The following is an 18,625-nucleotide window of genomic DNA, read 5'->3' as shown; positions in this document are numbered from 1 at the left end:
AGCGACATGCTCGTCGCATTCTCGGTCGCGCCAGGGACGGCGGGACCCGACGGCTCCGTGCACGACGCCGTCGCGAAGGCCGTGCGCATCGTGCGCGAGTCGGGCCTGCCGAACCGGACCGACGCCATGTTCACGACCATCGAGGGCGAGTGGGACGAGGTCATGGCCGTCGTGAGGGCCGCGACCGACGCCATCCTCGAGATCTCGCCGCGCGCATCCCTGGTGCTGAAGGCCGACATCCGGCCAGGATGGTCCGGCGAGCTCGGCGGCAAGGTCGAGCGGCTCGAGCGGGCGCTCGAGGGTCCAGGGGCCGAGGAGGATCGATGAAGAGCGAGCTGTTCTCGCAGGCGTACCACGAGAAGCAGACCCAGGAGCGCTGGGTCAAGCAGTCCGAGCGGATGATGCGCGTCAACGTCACGGGCACCGACGTCATCGCCGCCAAGGGCTCGATGGTCGCCTACCAGGGGCAGATCCAGTTCCACCACGAGGGTGCCGGCTCGGTCGAGAAGTTCCTGAAGAAGGCGCTCACCGGCGAGGGCGCGCCGCTCATGCGCATGCAGGGCCAGGGCGAGGTCTTCCTCGCGCGCGACGCGCAGAACATCTTCACGGTCACGCTCGAGAACGAGGGGCTCACGGTCAACGGCGAGAGCCTCCTCGCCTTCGACCACTCGCTGCAGTGGGACATCAAGATGCTGCGCGGCGGCGGATTCATGGCCGGCGGCCTCTTCAACCTCGAGATCGGCGGCTTCGGCACCGTCGCGGTGACGTGCGACGGCGAGCCGCTGCTGCTCGACTGCTCGCAGCAGCCGACGTTCGTCGACCCGCAGGCCGCGGTGTGCTGGTCGGCGAACCTGCAGCCGCAGGTCGTGAACTCGATGAACATGCGCTCCCTGCTGCGCGGCGGCACCGGCGAGGCGTTCCAGCTCGCCTTCCACGGCCCCGGCTTCGTCGTCGTGCAGCCCTCCGAGGGGCGCCCGCAGACGACGGGCCAGAACGGCGGCGGCTCGAGCGGCGTGAGCCTGTTCGGCTAGCCGCGGCACCGCATCCGTCGGCCCGTCTCCCCCGCGCTCAGGCGCTGGGAGGCGGGCCGTCGAAGTACCGGTGCCAGTGCAGCGCGCAGCCGGGGTTGAACGGCGCTGCGCACGCCGGGCACGCGTCGGCGAGGCCGTAGGCGTCGATCGTCAGCAGGTGCCCGCAGACGCCGCACATCGCCCCGACCTCGGCGCGTGCATCCGCCGGCCACGTCGTCGCCGGGTGATCCGCTGCCTCCGCATGGCAGGCGTCGCACGGGTAGAACGCGTCGCAGCACGCGAAGCGGATGGCGACGACGTCGAGGGGCGACGACCAGTGGACGCAGCGGGTCTCGTCGTCGATCACGGGGCCGAGCACGGGAGGTCGGGACTGCTGCATCCGCTCCCCTCCGTCGGCCATCGTGCCAATGCAGAAGGCCCGCCATCAGGCGGGCCTTCTGCGTCACATGGTTGCGGGGACAGGATTTGAACCTGCGACCTCCGGGTTATGAGCCCGGCGAGCTACCGAACTGCTCCACCCCGCGGCACGAGATACGACTCTAGCACGGCTTCGAGCCCGTCTCGAACCACGGGGTGGATGCGTTCGCCTACGGCGTTGTGGCGGCATCCTCCGCCGGCAGCCCGGAGAGCTGCTCGATGAGCGAGTTCGCCTCGGTCACGGCCTGCTGCAGCCGCTCGTCGGCCTCTGCGGCCGCGACGAGGTCGTTGTCCGCGTAGGCCGCCTGCCGGTCGTCGAGCGCCGTCGCAGCCTCCTGCAGCGCCGCCTGGAGCTGCGCCTGGAGGTCGCCGCTGGCCTCGCCGCCGGTCCCGCCGGTGCTGCCATCGCCCTCGCCGTCGCCCTGGCCCGGCTCGACGGGATCGACGCCCGCGTCGGGGGCCACGGCACCCGAGTCGCCGCCGAACAGCGCGTCGAGCGCTGCGTCGAGGGTCTCCTCGAAGGCGATCTCGTTGCCGAAGGACACGAGCACGCGCTGGAGCACGGGATACGAGGTCGAGCCGGTCGACTGCAGGTAGACGGGCTGCACGTAGAGCATGCCGCCGCCGACGGGCAGCGTCAGCAGGTTGCCGTAGACCACCCGCGACTGCCCCTGCTGGAGGATGTTCAGCAGGTTGCCGACCGTGGCGTCGGTGTCGAAGTTGTTCTGCGCCTGGCCCGGGCCCGGGATCTGCTGATCCTCCGGGATGTTCTGCAGCGTGAGCTGCCCGTACGTGTCGGACACCTCGCCGTCGGTCGATCCCGCGTCGGAGTTGACGGACAGGTACCCGTAGAGCAGCTCGCGGTCGCTCGACGGCGGGATGAACGTCGTGTAGAGCGAGTACGCCGGCGCCTCCCCGTTGATGGCCATCGTCAGGTAGTACGGCGGCTGGTCGGTGTCGTTGCCGTCGGCGTTCGTCGGGTTCTCCGGCGTCGTCCAGACGTCGTTGCCGGAGTAGAACGCGCTCGCGTTCGTGACGTGGTACTCGCCGAGGATGGCGCGCTGCACCTTGAAGAGATCCGCCGGATAGCGCACGTGGGCGAGCAGGTCGCCCGACATCGCGCTCACGGGCTGCAGGGTGCCGGGGTAGATCTGCTGGTACGCCTGCAGGATGGGGTCCTCGGGGTCCCACGCGTACATGGTGACCGAGCCGTCGAACGCGTTGACGACGACCTTCACCGAGTTGCGGATGTAGTTGATCGTGTCGTTCGCCGTCACCGTCGGGTTCGGGTTCGACGAGTCCTGGATCGCCGCCGCGAGCGACGTCTGCGCCGAGTACGGATACTGCGACGACGTGGTGTAGCCGTCGACGATCCACACGAGCTCGCCGTCGACGACCGTGGGGTACGGGTCCTGGTCGAGCGTCAGGTACGGCGCGACCTGCTGCACGCGGTCGAGCGGGTTGCGGTTGTAGAGGATCTGCGAGTCGTCCGCGACGGCGTTCGAGAAGAGGATCTGCTCGGACTGGAACTTGATCGCGTAGACGAGGCGCGAGAGGAACCCGCCGACCTCCGGGCCGCCGTCGCCCTGGTACGGAGTGACGGTACCCGCGCCGATGTTGCCGTCGGCGCCGTCGGCGGGCGGCTCGGGCGCGTCGGGATCCTGCGACGCGTCGGGATCCGCGGAGGCGGAGGGATCCGTCGAGGCTGCGGGGTCCTCGCTGGCAGCCGGGTCGTCCGACGCGGTCGGGGCGTCCGACGCGGTCGCGTCGTCCGACGGGATGACCGCCGGCTCTGCCGACTCGTCCTCCTGCGTGCCGCCGCCGACGATCGAGTACTCGGGGCTGTTCTCGCCGAAGTAGATGCGCGGCTCGAAGTCGCCCAGCTGCCCCGTCTGCGGGATGCCCGACTGCAGGAAGACCGGCCGGCCGTCCGCCGCGCGCTGGTTGCCGTACGCACCCACGAGGCCGTAGCCGTAGGTGTAGACGATGTGCTGGTTGTACCAGTCCTGCTGCGCGAGGAACTCGGGGTTCAGCTCGCGCAGTGCCACGACGGCATCCTGCGTCTGCCCGTCGATCTGGTAGCGGTCGACGTCGAGCGACTCCTCGAACGCGTAGTACTGGCGGAGGCCCTGCAGCGCCGAGAACGCGACGCCCACGACCTCAGGGTCCTGCAGGCGGATGTTCGCCGTCGTCGCCTGGTCGGCCGCGAGCGCGCCCGCCTCGGGGTTCGTGGCGATGTCGACGTCGACCTCGGTCATGTCGTCGACGCCGTAGGCGGCGCGCGTCGCATCGATGCTCGCCTGGATGTACGGCTGCTCGAGCGTGCCGGCCGACGGGTCGACCTGGATGCGCTGGATGATCGCCGGGTAGCCGAAGCCGATGATGATCGAGGCGACCACGAGCAGCGCCGTGCCCACGATCGACAGGCGCCAGCGGCCGATGATCGCCGTGATGACGAAGAAGACCGCGACGAGCGCCGCGATCCCGGCGATGATCTGCATGCCGGGGATGCCGGCGTTGGCCTCGGTGAAGCCGGGGCCCGTGGAGACCTCGCCGCCGAGCGAGGACGACGTGAGCGTCTGATACTGGCTGAGCCACTGGCTCACCGCGAACGCCGCCATCCACAGCGCGACGATGACGCCGATCTGGATGCGGGCGCTGCGCGAGATGCGCAGCTCGCGACCCGTGACGCGAACGGCGCCGTAGAGGTACGCGGTCGCGATCGTCGCGAGCCCGCACGCGAAGAGCACGGCGAGCACGAACGAGACGATCTCCTGGTACAGGGGGAGCTCGAAGACGTAGAAGCCGGCGTCGAGGCCGAACTGCGCGTCGGTCTGACCGAACGGCTGGCGGTTGAGCCACAGCAGCGCCGTGTCCCAGCGCGACGCGGCCGCGAGGCCGGCGAACAGGCCGAAGACGGCGGGCACGACCCACATGGCGAGCCGGCGCAGCGGTGCGACGAGCTCCTGGTAGCGGTCGAGCTGGCTCGAGAGCTGCGCGTACATGGGGCGCGAGCGGAAGGCGACCTGCATCGCGATCGCGAGCGGCACGGCCATGCCGAGGAACCCGATGGCGAACATCGTCGCCATCGCGAGCCAGCGCACCTGCAGCACCTGCACGAAGCCGAGCTGGTCGAACCAGAGGACGTCGGCGTAGAAGCCGGAGAAGAGCATGAAGCCCACCACGATCGCCGCGACGACCGCGAGCGTGATGATGAGGGGCGAGCGGCGCAGGGCTGGCTGCGCAGGACGAGCGGTGTCGGACACGAGTCTCCAGGGTCGACGAGGGGTTCCCGCATCCTATCCGCGGAGCCTATGGCCCCCGTCGGCGCGTCCGCCGAGGGCGCAGCCCGCGCATCCGCGCCCCGCGTCAGCCGGCGGTGCAGGTGGGCAGCGCGTCGACGTCGCCGCCTGCCGCGACGGTCTCGATCGCCGTCATCGCGTCGTCGAGCGTGTCCACGGCGACGACCCGCAAGCCGTCCGGCACGTTGCCGACGACCTCGCCGCAGTTCTCGACGGGTGCGAGGAACCAGTCCGCGCCCGAGTCGAGGGCGCCGTGCATCTTCTGCTCGATGCCGCCGATCGGACCGACGTCGCCCGTCGCGGAGATCGTGCCCGTGCCCGCCCAGTCGACGCCGCCCGTGAGGGATCCCGGCGTGAGGCGGTCCACGATGCCGAGGGCGAACATCATGCCCGCGCTCGGCCCGCCGACGTTCGGCAGCTCGATGGAGACGTCGATGGGGAAGGTGAACGCGTTCTGCGGCACGATGCCCACGAGCCGCTGGCCCTGCTCCTCGATCGGCTCGATCGTCACGGTCAGCCGCTCGCCGTCGCGCTCGACGTCGAACGTCGAGGCGCCGTCGACCGCGGCGATCGCCTCGCGGATCGAGTACACGTCGTAGGCGGTCTCGCCGTTCACGGAGAGGATGCGGTCGCCCACCTCGAGCCGCCCCTCGGCGGGGCTGCCCGCGAGCACCTCCGCGATCGTCACCTCCGCGTCGATCTCGTACCCCTCGTGGAGGAGCGCCGCGGCGATCGCCGCGGCCTGCGACGACTGCATCTCGACGCGGCCGGCCTCGTTCGACTGCTCGATCGTCTCGTCCGGCGCGTACACGGCATCCATCGGCAGGATCTCGTCCGCGGGGTCGAGGAAGGCACCGGCGACCTCCACCCACGTCAGGGGCCGCTGCGGGTTCCCCGCGATGGAGACGGTGAGCAGCGTGAGCGAGCCCTCGGAGTCCGGATGGTCGAGGTCCGCGGGCACGGTGATGAGGGGGCCGGCATCGGTCTCCCCGAGCGTGTCGAACGTCGGGCCGGGCTGCTCGACGACGTACGGCGACGGCAGGAAGGCCATGCCCAGGAGCGCCCCGAGGGAGGCGAAGACCGCCGCCCAGCCGGCGATGGCCGAGCGATCGCGGCGTCGGGGGAACAGCATCCCGGCCTCCTGTTCGCCATCGGCGCAGGCTCGCGTGGCCGCGCTCGGCCCGCCCGGCGCGAGCCCGGCGCTAGCGTAGTGGCATGGCCGATCAGTCCCCCGACCAGGACCCGGATCGCGATCCGGAGGACGAGCTGCGCGACATGCTGCAGCAGTTCCTCGGCGGGCAGATCGATCCCCAGCAGCTCGGCGCGGCAGCCGGCATCCCCGCCGACCCCGCGCTGCTCCAGCAGCTCATGGCGCAGCTGCAGAGCGCGTTGCAGCGCACGGGCGACGGCATCGACTGGTCGGTCGCGCGCCAGCAGGCGCTGCAGGTCGTCAGCCGCGATCCCGGCTCGGTCTCGAGCGAGGAGCGCGAGGCCGTGCAGCAGGCGGCGCGCCTCGCAGCCACGTGGCTCGACGTCGTCACCGACATCGGCACCATCTCCGAGATCACCCTCCTGTCCCGCCAGCAGTGGGCGGAGGCGACGATGCCCGTCTGGCAGGAGATGAGCGAGCCCGTCGCCTCCTCCATCGCCGACGCGCTCACCGACGCGATGCGCCAGCAGGCGCCCGAGGAGGCGCAGGCGATGATCGCCGGCGCCGGCAGGCTCCTGCGCAACGTCGGCGGCACGCTCTTCGCCATGCAGCTCGGGCAGGTCGTCGGCCGCCTCGCGAGCGAGGTGCTCTCCGGCGGCGACGTGGGCTTCCCGCTGCTCGACGAGCAGGCGGCGATCCTGCCCGTCAACCTGCAGGGCCTGCCCGAGAGCCTCGAGATCCCCGCCGACCAGGTGCACATCTGGCTCGCGACGCGCGAGCTCGCGCACGCGCGGCTCTTCCACCATGCGAAGTGGCTGCGCCTCCATGTGCTGTCGCAGGTGCGCGAGTACGCCGAGGGCATCCGCATCGACGTCGAGCGGCTCGAGGAGCTCGCGAGCGAGCTCGACTTGTCGAACCTGCAGAACCCCGAGCAGCTGCGCGAGGCGCTCTCGTCGGGCTCGCTCATCCCGCCGAAGTCCGAGGAGCAGCTGCTGAGCCTCGCACGCCTCGAGACGACGATCGCGCTCGTCGAGGGATGGGTCGACGCCGTGACGACGGAGGCGACTGCGAGGCTTCCCCGCCGCGACGCGATCGCGGAGGCCGTGCGTCGCCGCCGCGCGACCGGCGGCCCGGCCGAGCGCGCCTTCGGCACGCTCGTCGGCCTCGAGATCCGCCCGCGCCGGCTGCGCGAGGCGTCGGCGTTCTGGCGACAGGTGACGGAGTCGGTCGGCGCCGAGCGGCGCGACGCGCTGTGGGCGCATCCCGACCTCCTGCCCACCTCGGAGGACGTCGACGACCCCTCGCGCCTCATCGCGAGCCTGCAGGGCGGCGCGCCCGAGCCGGACGACGTCGACCGCGCGCTCGAGGACCTGCTCGCCGACGACCGCGACGATCGCCCGCACGAGCGCGAGGACGGCACGGCCGACTGAGCGCTCCGGCGGCGGCTGTGGACAGCCGCGCGCCCGCGCCCGCCTGCCTGGGCATCCTCTCGGGCATGCTGCGCCTGGATCCCGCCCTCCCGATCATCTGGACGTCGCCGAGGAGCCTGCGGCTCGGCGCGCAACGCGCCGTCGTCACGCTCGACGACGTCGACGACGACGTCGCCGCGCTGCTGGACCGGATGCGGCGGGGCGTCGTGCCGACCGAGCCCGCGGTCGTGCTCGGCGACGAGCGCGCGGCGACGCTGCTCGCCGCCCTCGCCCCGGCGCTCGATCGGCACGAGCGACCGCGGCTGCGCATCGAGGTCCGAGGGCTCGGCGCGGTAGCCGCCACGGTGCGGCGGGTGCTCGAGGAGGACGGGCACCGCGTCGCGCAGCGCGGCGTCGACGTGTCTATCGCCGTCGCCGACTGGCGGCTGCCCGACCTCGAACGGCAGCGGCTGCTGCGGCGCGAGCGACCCCACCTGCCCGTGATCGTCGGCGATCAGCGCATCGTCATCGGGCCGTGGACGGTGCCGGGCGAGGGCGCGTGCCCGCGGTGCGCCGACCTCGCCGAGACGCAGGCCGCCGTGCCGCACGGGCTGCCGCCGATCGACGGCGTGCCGGCGGCCGCGGTCGCGCAGACCGTCGCCCACGTCGCGACGCTCGTGAACCTCCATGCGCTCGGCCGTGCGGAGCCGGGCTCGGGCGCGAGCGTGGCGCTCGACACTGGGGCGCTCAGCGCGCGGCGCTGGCGCCAGCACCCGTCCTGCGGGTGTCGAGCTCTGCCAGGAACCGCGACGGCGTCCGCGGCATCCGCCCCGACGCCGCGGCGTGCGAGAGGTGCAGCGTCGTCCGCGCGCGCGTGATGCCGACGTAGCACAGTCGCCGCTCCTCGTCGATCGCGTCGAGGCTCGTCGCGTACGAGATCGGCAGCAGCCCCTCCGAGAGCCCCACCATGTGCACGTGCTCCCACTCGAGGCCCTTCGCCGCGTGCAGCGTCGCGATCGTGACGGCCTCGACGCTCGGCTCGTGGTCGGTCGCGGCGCGACGGGCGAGCTCGGCGGCGAACCCCGCTGCCGTCGCCCCCTCCGGCGCCTCCTCGGCGAGGGTCACGAGCGCGTGGAGCGCATCCCAGCGCGCTCGCTCCTCGCCCTGGGTCGCGGGCGGCTCGTGACTGTATCCGAGCGGATGCACGACGTCGACGACGGCCTGGAACAGGGGGCGACCGTCGTCCGGGGTCTGCTGCAGCAGCAGCATCGCCTGCCGCACGGCCGGCAGCTCGAAGAAGCGCTGCGCGCCCGCGAGGCGCACCGAGAGACCGGCGTCGGCGAGCGCCTGCTCGATGCCCGCCGACTGCGCGTGGAAGCGCACGAGCACAGCGATGTCCGACGCCCGCGCGCCGCGCTCGACGAGCGTGCGGCACCGCTCGGCGACCGCGCGCGCCTCCGCCGAATCCGACGGATGCATCGTGACCTCGACCTCGGATCCCGACCGATCGGCGCGCAGGTGGATGGCGTCGCGGCCGCGCATGAGGCGGTTCGCCGCGTCGACGATCTGCGTCGTCGAGCGATGGGAGTGCTCGAGCCGCACCACGGTGGCCTCGGGGTGACGACCGACGAACTCGGGGAGGCTGCGCGCATTCGCGCCGGCGAAGGCGAAGATCGTCTGGCTCGGGTCGCCGACGACGCACACCTCCTCGCGGTCGCCGAGCCACGCGTCGAGCAGGCGCTGCTGCAGCGGCGAGACGTCCTGGTACTCGTCGACCGTGAGGTGGCGGTACTGCCCGCGCACGGTGTCCGCCGCGATCGGCTCGCGCTCGAGCATGCCCGTGGTGGCGAGGATGACGTCCTCGAAGTCGATCTGGCGGCGATCGTCCTTCAGCCGCTCGTAGGTCTCGTGGAGCTCGACCATCGTCGACACCGACATGTCGCCGGGCAGCGCGCGACCGTGCGCGCCCGCCGCGTACTGCTCGATCGTCAGGGCGCGCGCCTTGCGCCACTCGACCTCCGCGGCGAGGTCGCGCAGCTGCGCCGTGTCGACCTTGAGCCGCAGCTGCAGCGCGGCGTCGGCGATCGTGCGGGCCTTCGTCGGCAGCACCTCCGGCATCCGCCCGCCCGCGAGGCGGGGCCAGAAGTGCGCGAGCTGCGCGAGCGCGGCGGAGTGGAAGGTGCGCGCCTGCACCTCGGCGCCGAGCGCGCGCAGCCGGGTGCGCATCTCCCCCGCCGCCTTCGTCGTGAACGTGACGGCGAGCACGCGGCGCGGGTCGTAGACGCCCACGGCGACGCCGTACGCGATGCGGTGCGTGATGGCGCGCGTCTTGCCCGTGCCCGCACCCGCGAGCACACACACCGGACCCTGCACGGCGAGGGCCACCTCGCGCTGCTGCTCGTCGAGGCGCTCCAGGATCTGCTCGGGCGTCACCGATCCAGCCAGCGCTGGATGAGGTAGGAGGCGATCGAGGCGCTGCCGGGCAGCCCCACGACGCCCGCCCGCACCTCGTCGCGCGTGAGCCAGCGCACCTCGACGATCTCCTCGCCGTCGGGCCGCGCGGCCTCCGGGTCGAGCGCGACCGCCTCGAAGCCGATCATGATGCTGCGCGGGAAGGGCCAGGGCTGGCTCGCGACGTAGCGCGGGTGCTCGACCGTGACGCCCGATTCCTCCGCGACCTCCCGCACGACCGTCGCCTCGAACGACTCGCCGAGGTCGACGAAGCCCGCGAAGAGCGAGAAGCGGTCGGTCCAGGCGGCGTTGCGGCCGAGCAGGATGCGCTCGTCCGACGCGTCGGTGACGAGGACGATGACGGCGGGGTCCATGCGCGGGAAGTGCTGCGCGCCCGCCCCGTCGACGCCCACCCAGCCGCCTTGCACGAACGACACCGGCGAGCCGTCGACGCCCGAGTACGCGGTCTGCGCCTGCCACCTGGCCAGCGCGACCGCCTGCGTGAGGATGCCGGCATCCTCGTCGTCGAGCTCCGCGCCGATCTCGCGCAGGCTGCGCCACGCGCCGAGCTCCTGCCCGTCGCCCGCGCCGTCGACGATCCCGCCGTCGACGGTGGCCGCGAGCACGACGGCGCCCTGCTCCTGCTCGAGGTGCCCGGCCGAGCGACCGAGCCACGACAGGCGAGCGCCGTAGGGCACGCGATCGACGGGCACCCGCACGATCGCGCCGTCGGCGACGAGCGTGCGATCGCCGTCCACGAGCACGACGCGCGTGGACGGATCCGCGAGCGCCGCCTCGAGCGACCCTTCCCGCATGCGGGAGGCGTGGTCCCGGTCGAGCGAGGCTCGAGAGAGCGGCGGGATCGCGGGCGAGTCGGTCACGGACGTCCTTCCCGTCGCAGCGCGTGGCGGCGCGGGGTCGGCCGATGCCCGCCGTACCCTCGCATCATGGCTGCGAACCCGTTCACTCTAGCCGCGCTGGCGACGTCCGCCGTGCCCGGCATCGAGGTCGTGGGAGCCGTCGACGACGGCTCGGACGAGGACCTCGAGGCGGTCGCCGCGCGCGTCGCCGACGGCCGCGTCGTGCGGGTCGTCGTGCCGCGCACGCCCGAGGCGCTGCGGCGCCTGCGCGACCAGGCGGTCACGCTCTCGGTCTTCTCGCGCGCCGTGCGCGACCGCCTCCCGTTCGAGGTGCCCGAGACGCTCGGCACCGCACCGCTGCAGCGCACCGCGGTCGTCGTCTCGACCCGGCTCGGCGGTGCGACGATGCGGCTGGCCGACGTCTCCCCCGCCCACCTGGGCATCGCCGCCTCGATCGGCGAGGCCATCGCGGCGCTCCACGACCTGCCCACGAGCGTCGTCGTCGACGCGGGGCTGCCGCACCGCACGACCGCCGAGATCCGCGACGCGCTCGTCGCCGTCTTCGACCGCGGGGCCGAGACCGGTCGGGTGCCGGCGGCGCTGCTCGCGCGCTGGGAGACCGCGCTCGACGACGCCGCGCTGTGGCAGTTCCAGCCGCGCGTCGTGCACGGCGACCTGCAGGCGCCCGCCTTCCGACGCGAGCACTCCACGATCACCGGCATCGACGGCTGGCACGCCCTCGGGCTCGGGGATCCCGCGATCGACCTCGCGTGGCTGCTCGGCAGCGAGCACGGCTCGTCGGTCGACGAGGCGTTCGTCGCCTACGCGGGCATCCGCGGCGCCGACCGCCACCTGCGTCGACGCGCCATGCTGCACGCCGAGCTCGACGTGGCCCGCTGGCTGCTGCACGGCGTCGACGCCGGCGACGCGGCGATCGTCGCCGACGCCGAGGGGATGCTCGCACGGCTCGCCGAGCGGGTCGCGGACGACGACGCCACGACGGCGCTGCAGCCCGAGCGCCTCCACACGATGGACCTCGCCGACGTGCAGCACATGCTCGACGAGCGCGGCACGTCGACCCCGCGCGACGACGCTCACCGACGTTCGCAGGCGCGCGAGCAGGAGACGGTCGAGCTCGACGGCGTCGACGCGGCCCGCTCGCCCCGCTAGGCGCCGTCCGTCGCGGCACCGTCCCGCGTCAGCACGCCGCGTGCGCGCTCCCACGCGTCGCGGAGCTCGTCGAGGCTCAGCACGTGCTCGGGCCGCACGACCTCGTCGTGCTCGACGAAGTACAGCTCCGCGCGCACGCTCTCGGGGTCGACGCCGGCATGGAGCGCGTACGCGGCGCGGTAGAGCGCGAGCTGCAGGCCGCGCTCGGCGACGTCGGCGCGCGACCTCGGCAAAGCGCCGGTCTTCCAGTCGACGAGCACGAGCTCGTCGCCGTCGCGCAGCACGGCGTCGATGCGGCATACCACCGAGGTCGAGCCGAGCGGCAGGTGCACCTCGAGCTCCGTCGCCACGTGCTCCATGCGGGCGTAGGGCGAGGCGAGGAACGTCCGCCGGAGTCGCTCGAGCCGCTCGACGTCGACCGCGACGAGGTCGCCGCCGAGCTCGCGCTCGTCGAGATCGCCATCGACGAGGTCGGCGAGGCCCGTGGTGCCGCGCCGCTCCACCCACTGGTGGAAGAGCGTGCCGAGCCGCGTGGCGCGGAAGGGCCGGCGCGGCATGGGCCGCACGCGCGCGAGCGCCTGCCCTGCGGGGTCTGCGAGCCAGTCCTTCGCGGTCGACGCCGAGATCCGGCTCGGCGCGACCGCGCGCGCGGGAGCGTCGCGCTCGGCGAGCAGCAGCGCGATCTCGTCGTCGAAGCGCGTCGCGGCGCTCGGGTCGGCGGCCCGCACGGCGTCCGCCGCCTGCGCGACGGCGCTGCGGCGGGCGCCGAGGGGATCGGGCGGCCACACGACCTGCTCCGCCTCGAGCACCGTCGGATTCTCGGGCTGCGCCGGCGCGTCCGGCAGCGCGACGCCGAGCACGGCGGCGCCGTCGCGCAGGAAGCGGGAGGGCTTCGCGACACGCTTGTTGCGTCCGATCCACCACGCACCCGACATCCACAGCGATGCCCTCGAACGCGTCACCGCGACGTACGCCAGGCGCCGCTCCTCAGCGTGGAACTGATCGGCGAGGCCGTCGACGTAGGCGGCGCGCTGGATGCCGTACTCGCGAAGGTCCGCGACGCCGCGCGGGTCGAAGGTCGGCAGCTCCGCGGCGTCGCCGCGCAGCGCGTACGGCACGGCGCCCACCGCGAGCCAGCCGCGCGCATCCTGCCGCTGCATCGGCAGCGTGCCCTCGGTGAGCGAGGGCACGGCGACGAGGTCCCACTCGAGGCCCTTCGAGGCGTGGATGGTGAGCAGCTGCACGACGCCGGGCTCGGGCTCGGGCGCGGGCGCGTCGAGCGTGTCGTCGCGCGCAGCGCGCTCGAGCCAGCCCACGAGCGACTCGAGCGTCGCCGACGGATCGGTGAGCGAGAACTGCTGCACCTCGGCGACGAACGCGTCGAGTGCGCGGCGCGGCGCCCGTGCGGGGTTCGCGAGCACCTCGACGTCGAGCCGCAGCTGGCGCTCGACGAGCCGGACGAGCTCGGGCAGCGGCAGGGCGCGCTGCCCGCGGAGCCTGCGGAAGGTGCGCGCCGCGTCGCGCAGCCGCTCCGCCCCCGCGGGCGAGAGCGCCGACCACACCGGCGCGTCGGCGCCGACGTCGAGCAGGTCGTCGAGCGCGTCGACGAGCGATGCGGCCGCGTCGTCGTCGGTCGACGCGCGATCCGCCGCGCGGGCGCGCTCGGGGACGTAGCGGGTCGCGACGCTGCGGGCGTGGTCGCGCAGCGCCGCGAGGTCGCGCGGTCCGACGCGCCAGTGCGCCCCGGCGAGCAGGCGCAGCAGGTGGCCGCCGGCGCGCGGGTCCGCGAGCACGGACAGCGCGGCGCGCATGTCGACGATCTCGGGCTCGGCGAGGAGCCCGCCGGTGCCGACGACGTGGCAGGGGATGCCGCGCCGCGTGAGCGCGTCGGCGAACGTCCACATGCGTCCCCGCACGCGCAGGAGCACGGCCGCGGTGGTCGGCGCCCGACCCGCGCCCCGCTCGGCGAACCAGGTCGCGAGCGCCTCCGCCTCGTCGGCCTGCGTCTCGAAGAGCTCGAGCGCGACCTCGCCCGCCGCGGCGCCGGGTCGGGCCTCGAGGCGCTCGACCCCGTGCGCGGGCAGCGGCGCCGCGATGCGGTTCGCGACGTCGAGCACGCCGGCGGCGTTGCGCCAGCTCGTCGACAGGGCGAATCGCGCCGAGCCGCCGAAGTCCTCGTGGAAGCGTGCGAGCGTGCCTGCGCTCGCGCCGCGCCAGCCGTAGATCGACTGGTTCGGATCGCCGACCGCCATGACGGGATCGCCGCGGAACAGCGTCGTGAGGAGGCGCACCTGGGACACGGACGTGTCCTGGTACTCGTCGAGCAGCACGACGCCGTGCCGCGCGCGGACCTCGTCGACGAGCCGCGGCGCCGCCTCGAGCGCCTGCAGCGCGAGGCGCACCTGGTCGCTGAACTCGATGACCCCGAGCTCGCGCTTGCGCGCGTCGTAGGCGCGGGCGAGGGCGGCGAGCGGCTCGAGCGCACGCATCGCCAGCACGTCCTTGTCGCGCTCCCGACCGATGCCGACCTGCCCTCGTCCGACCTCGAGCGCCGCGATGCGCTCGAACGCGTCGGCGAAGCCGTCGAGCACGCTGGGATCGAGCGCGTTGTCGCCGAGCTCGGATGCGAGGCGGCGCAGCCCGTCGACGACCACGTCGCTCGAGCGCAGCGCCGCGAGCCGCAGGTCGTCGCTCGCGAGCGCGACGTCGCGCGCGAGCAGCCACGCCGCGATGTCGCCGAGCAGGTCGGCGTCGGGGTCGCGGCCGAGCACGAGCGCGTGCTCGCGGTAGAGCTGGCTCGCGAAGGCGTTGTACGTCGAGACGGTGGGCTCGGCGACCGCCGCGGCCGCGTCGACGAGTCCGGCGCGCACGAGCTGCTGGATGCGCTCGATGAGCCGTGCGCGCAGCTCGCTGGCCGCCTTGCGGGTGAACGTGAGCCCCAGGATGCGCTCCGGCTCCACGAGCCCGTTCGCGAGCAGCCACAGCACGCGCATCGACATCGTCTCGGTCTTGCCCGAGCCCGCGCCCGCGACGACGAGCGCCGGCTCGAGGGGTGCGGTGATGACGGCGGCCTGCTCGTCGGTGGGGATGCGCGGCGGCCCCTCGGCGCCCGAGGCGGCGTGCAGGCGCTCGGCGATCTCGGCGGGTCCGATCGTCGCCGACGCGGGATCAGGGTCGATCGTCGTCACTGCGTCACCTGCCGTCGCACGTGGATCTCGCACTGCCCGTGCGCGAACTCGTTCAGGCAGTGCTCGAGGGGCAGCGCCGTGAACGTCGCGGCCGCCATCCGCGCGGCGACGTCGACGACGCGCTCCTCGAACGCCCCGAGCTCGTCGGGGGCGAGCGCCTCCTGATCGCCGATGGGCTTCGGGTCGCGCGGGTAGAGCAGTCGGGCCCCGGCGGACGTCGTGCCCGCCGGCACGCTCGCGATTGCGCCGCGGGCGGCCGCGAGCTGGTAGGCGCGCAGCTGCGCATGCTCGGCGATCGCCGGGCCGCTCGGCTTCGCCCTCCCCGTCTTGAGGTCGACGATGCGCACCTCGCCGCCTCGACGCTCGATCCAGTCGATGGAGCCCGACAGCACGACGTCGCCGATCTGCAGCTCGAACCTGCGCTCGTGGTCGCCGACGTCGATGCGCCAGCCGAGGGCGCGCTCGGTGCGCACGTAGTCGGCGATCGCGCCGACGATCTGCTCGACGATCGCGCGCTCGCGCGCGGACTCCCACGGCGACCGGAAGGCGAGCTCGGCCCAACGCTCCTCGACGGCGGCGAGCAGCGCTGCCGGGTCGGCGGCGTCGGCATGCTCGACCGCGGCGTGCACGATCGTGCCGATCGCCTGCGGCGTCGCCGACCCCGTCGGCGCCAGCCGCCCGACCGCCCAGTCGACCGGGCACGCCTCGAAGCCCTCGAGCGCGGAGGGCGACACGCGCACGGGCTCGCCCTCGTCGACGAGCGGGGCGTCGCTCGTGGCCGCGGCGAGACCCGCCCACTGCTCGGGCGCGGCGCCGGGCACGCCCTCGGCGGCCAGCCGCGCGAGCGCCGTCGCGGCCTCGGCGCGCACGCCCGTCGACGTCTGCTCGTCGACGAGCAGCCGGCGCAGCGTGCCGACGAGCTCGCGCAGCGTGCGACCGCGCGCATCCGACTCCTCCGGCGCGTCGGGCAGCAGCGCGAGCCACCGCGCGGGGCGCTCCTCCTCCGTGTCGATGGCGACGACGTGCACGGCGGCGCGTGCCCGTGCGATCGCGTGGACGAGCATGCGCAGCTCGTCGTCGGCGACGTCGGTGACGGTCGTGACGCCACCGACCGCGTGCGCGCCGAGCAGCTGCGCGCCGAGCAGGGAGCCCCGCGGGCGCAGGTTCGGCCACGCGCCCTCCTGCACCCCGGCGACGACGACGGTGTCGAGCTCGACCGAGACGAGCTGCGAGGGCGTGCCGATGCGCACGGAGTCGGCCACCTGCCGCCCGGCGAGCGAGTCGAGCTCGAGCGCCGCCGAGCGCCACGAGCGCACGAACTCGTCGGCGCGCACGTCGGGGTGCCGCTCGGCGTGCCGGGCGGCGTGGTCGAGCAGCGCGACGACGGCGTCGAGCCGGCGATGCGCCCAGGCCGCGTCGGCGCCGCCCGCGAGCGCGGCGTCGCGCCAGGCGTCGGCGACGCCCGCGCCGTCCCACAGCCGCCACAGCAGCTCGACGGCGGTGTCGGGGTCGTCGCCCTGCGCGCGCGTCGCCGCGTGCCGCAGCCGCGAGGCGACGTCGCGGGCGATGCGCGCCTCGGGTCCGCCGACGCCGTCGAGCGCGGTCTCGTCGGCGAGCGCCTCGGCGAGCAGCTCGTCGCCCGATCCCGGTGGCCGCTCCGCGGCGATCGCCCGGTGACGCACGGCGCGGCGCAGCCGCCGCAGACCCACGCCGTCGAGCCCGACGAGCGGCGAGGAGAGGATGCGGCGCGACGACTCGGGGCCGATGGGCTCGACGCCCGTGACGACGGCGAGCATCGCGACGAGGTCGTCGGCGACGCTCGAGGCGCGCACCGCCGACCCGCCCTCGCGCAGCGTCGGCACCTCGAGGTCGGCGAGCGCGCGCTCGAGCTCGGCGGCGAGCCTGCCCGATCGCGTCACGACCGCCATCTCGCCCCACGCGACGCCGTCGACGAGGTGCCTGCGACGCAAGATGCGCGCGACGCGGCGGGCCTGCTCGACGGCGCCGTCGACGCGGTGCACGGCGATCGCTCCCTCGCCGCCCGCCGCCTCGGCGGCGCGGTGCGTGCCGCCGAGCGCCGTGCCGATGCGCGCCGAGAGGTCGCCGATCGCCGCGCGCAGCGCGGGTCCGTGCCGATGGTCGATCGCGAGGTCGATCCTCGTGACGAACCCGAGCCGCGCGCCCAGCCCGCCGACGATCGACGGATCGGCACCGCGGAACATGTCGGTCGCCGTGTCGGGGTCGCCGAACGCGACGACGGCGGTGCCCGTCGCGTGCAGCGCCGCGACGAGACGCGCCGCGCCCTCCGTGAGCTCCTGGGCGTCGTCGACGACGAGCAGCCGCAGTCGTCGACCGCCGCGCTCGACGATGGCCGCGGCGCGTGCGAGGAGGCTCGCGGCGTCGACGGCGCCGACGCCGTCGCGATGCGCGAGCGCGAGCACCTGGTCGAGCTCGTGCTGGATGGCGCCGGCCGCCGCCCACTCCGGCCGATCCTGCTCGCGCGCGAGCGCCTCGAGCGCCGCGCGATCCAGACCCTGCTCGCGCGCCCGCGCCAGCACGTCGCGCAGCTCCGTGCGGAATCCCTGCTGCTCGCGCACCTCGGGGCCGAGGTGCTGCGGCCACGCAGGCCCAGCCTCCATCGCGACGTGGCCGGCGAGGAGGTCGGCGAGCATGCCGTCCTGCTCGGCGCCCGAGAGCAGCTGCGGGCGCTCGACGCCGTCCGCGAGCGCCTGCTCCCCCAGCAGCGCGTACGCGAAGGACGCCGCCGTGCGCGCGAGCGGACCGGGCGTCACGACGTCGACGCGCGCCGCGAGCCGATCGCGCAGCCGCGTGGCCGCGGCTCGCGACCCGGCGAGCACGAGCACGTCGCCGCCCGCCCAGCCCGGCCGCGCGAGCCGATCGGCCACGAGCTCGACGATCGTCGTCGTCTTGCCAGCGCCGGCGACGCCGAGCACCGTCGCGCTCGCATCCTCGGGCAGGTCGAGGACGGCGCGCTGGGAGGCGTCGAGGATCGTGGGCACCCCTCGACCGTAGGGTGCTCCGCCGACACCGCGGCGCACCCCGGCCGCTGTCGGCGAACGCGCACGATGGCCCGGAGCCGATCCCATATCCTTGCGGCATGGACATCCGCATCGGCATCAAGGACACCGCCCGCGAGATCGCGTTCGACTCGGCGCAGTCGCCTGCCGAGGTCGAGTCCGCGGTCACGTCGGCGCTCGACGGCGGACTCCTCTCCCTCGACGACGCCAAGGGGCGTCGATACCTCGTGCCGAGCGCGCAGATCGCCTACGTCGAGATCGGCTCGGAGTCGACGCGCCGCGTGGGATTCGTGGCCTGGTGGAGCTCATCTGGATGCCGGTGCTCGGGGCCGCGATCGGAGCGATCCTGCGCTACGTCATCCCGGGCCGCGACACGCACGGCCTGCTCCTGCTGCCCGGCCTCGGCGCCGCGACGACCGCGACGGCGTGGGTCGTCATGGTCGTCACCGGCTGGAGCCTCGACGACCCGTGGATCTGGACGCTCGCGCTCGTCGCACCCGCCGTCGTCTGCACGATCGCGGCGCTCGTCCTCGCCCGCGTGCGGCCCGCACGCGACGCGCAGCGCCTGCAGCAGCTGCTGTCGGCGCGCTGACGCGCTGCGGCCCGTCT

At 74.1% G+C, this 18,625-nt stretch carries 12 protein-coding genes, 1 tRNA gene and 1 pseudogene; 6 read left to right on the top strand and 8 right to left on the bottom strand.

Annotated features, from left to right (window positions below):
- Positions 1–6: 6 nt before the first annotated feature.
- Positions 7–327 carry a thiamine-binding protein gene (locus C1N71_RS05040; RefSeq protein ID WP_137755414.1) on the top strand — a complete coding sequence of 107 codons (321 nt, stop codon included), beginning with the start codon at positions 7–9 and terminating at the stop codon, positions 325–327.
- Complete coding sequence (locus C1N71_RS05035) at positions 324–1,031, top strand: AIM24 family protein (protein WP_137755413.1); 708 nt, start codon at positions 324–326, stop codon at positions 1,029–1,031. Before C1N71_RS05040 ends, C1N71_RS05035 begins: the two co-directional genes overlap by 4 nt.
- A gap of 37 nt (positions 1,032–1,068) precedes the next feature.
- Here the strand turns inward: C1N71_RS05035 and C1N71_RS05030 are convergent, their stop codons facing one another.
- The 4 genes from C1N71_RS05030 to C1N71_RS05015 all read right to left on the bottom strand — a co-directional run bounded on the left by C1N71_RS05030 (position 1,069) and on the right by C1N71_RS05015 (position 5,882).
- Positions 1,069–1,410, bottom strand: a complete 342-nt coding sequence (locus tag C1N71_RS05030) for a CHY zinc finger protein (RefSeq protein ID WP_137755412.1) — start codon at positions 1,408–1,410, stop codon at positions 1,069–1,071.
- Between the two features lie 68 nt (positions 1,411–1,478).
- Positions 1,479–1,555: transfer RNA gene (locus C1N71_RS05025), tRNA-Met, on the bottom strand.
- Between the two features lie 63 nt (positions 1,556–1,618).
- Positions 1,619–4,714 carry a UPF0182 family protein gene (locus tag C1N71_RS05020; RefSeq protein ID WP_254678105.1) on the bottom strand — a complete coding sequence of 1,032 codons (3,096 nt, stop codon included), beginning with the start codon at positions 4,712–4,714 and terminating at the stop codon, positions 1,619–1,621.
- Positions 4,715–4,817: 103 nt separating this feature from the next.
- Positions 4,818–5,882, bottom strand: a complete 1,065-nt coding sequence (locus C1N71_RS05015; RefSeq protein WP_137755411.1) for a YlbL family protein — start codon at positions 5,880–5,882, stop codon at positions 4,818–4,820.
- Positions 5,883–5,965: 83 nt separating this feature from the next.
- Between C1N71_RS05015 and C1N71_RS05010 the strand changes: the two genes are divergently transcribed.
- On the top strand, positions 5,966–7,330 hold the full coding sequence (locus C1N71_RS05010; RefSeq protein ID WP_137755410.1) for a zinc-dependent metalloprotease: 1,365 nt from the start codon (positions 5,966–5,968) through the stop codon (positions 7,328–7,330).
- 726 nt (positions 7,331–8,056) lie between these two features.
- On the opposite strand, the gene C1N71_RS05005 is transcribed toward C1N71_RS05010, so the two are convergent.
- Positions 8,057–9,742 (bottom strand): ATP-dependent helicase, encoded by a 1,686-nt coding sequence (locus tag C1N71_RS05005; RefSeq protein WP_137755409.1) that lies wholly within the window; start codon positions 9,740–9,742, stop codon positions 8,057–8,059.
- Complete coding sequence (gene nudC / locus C1N71_RS05000) at positions 9,739–10,641, bottom strand: NAD(+) diphosphatase (RefSeq protein WP_137755408.1); 903 nt, start codon at positions 10,639–10,641, stop codon at positions 9,739–9,741. The genes C1N71_RS05005 and nudC overlap by 4 nt, the downstream gene beginning before the upstream one ends.
- Before the next feature lie 66 nt (positions 10,642–10,707).
- On the opposite strand from nudC, the gene C1N71_RS04995 reads away from it, so the two are divergent.
- Positions 10,708–11,790, top strand: coding sequence for a phosphotransferase (locus C1N71_RS04995; RefSeq protein WP_137755407.1), 1,083 nt, complete (start codon positions 10,708–10,710; stop codon positions 11,788–11,790).
- On the opposite strand, the gene C1N71_RS04990 is transcribed toward C1N71_RS04995, so the two are convergent.
- Both C1N71_RS04990 and C1N71_RS04985 read right to left on the bottom strand, forming a co-directional pair.
- The gene (locus C1N71_RS04990) at positions 11,787–14,978 is read right to left on the bottom strand and encodes an ATP-dependent helicase (protein ID WP_175414109.1); all 3,192 of its coding nucleotides are present in this window, start codon (positions 14,976–14,978) and stop codon (positions 11,787–11,789) included. The genes C1N71_RS04995 and C1N71_RS04990 overlap by 4 nt on opposite strands.
- On the bottom strand, positions 14,975–17,998 hold the full coding sequence (locus C1N71_RS04985; protein ID WP_175414108.1) for a UrvD/REP family ATP-dependent DNA helicase: 3,024 nt from the start codon (positions 17,996–17,998) through the stop codon (positions 14,975–14,977). Before C1N71_RS04985 ends, C1N71_RS04990 begins: the two co-directional genes overlap by 4 nt.
- A 98-nt stretch (positions 17,999–18,096) precedes the next feature.
- Between C1N71_RS04985 and C1N71_RS15275 the strand changes: the two are divergent.
- Together C1N71_RS15275 and C1N71_RS15270 are read left to right on the top strand one after the other, a co-directional pair.
- Positions 18,097–18,246 (top strand): annotated as a pseudogene (locus C1N71_RS15275) (DUF3107 domain-containing protein); the annotation flags it as partial.
- Positions 18,247–18,314: 68 nt separating this feature from the next.
- Positions 18,315–18,608 (top strand): hypothetical protein, encoded by a 294-nt coding sequence (locus C1N71_RS15270; RefSeq protein WP_254678186.1) that lies wholly within the window; start codon positions 18,315–18,317, stop codon positions 18,606–18,608.
- Positions 18,609–18,625 lie beyond the last annotated feature (17 nt).

The organism is Agrococcus sp. SGAir0287 (assembly GCF_005484985.1).
Classification (GTDB): domain Bacteria; phylum Actinomycetota; class Actinomycetes; order Actinomycetales; family Microbacteriaceae; genus Agrococcus.
The sequence above is the reverse complement of the archived record's forward strand: the minus strand, read 5'-3'. Positions and strand labels throughout refer to the sequence as shown.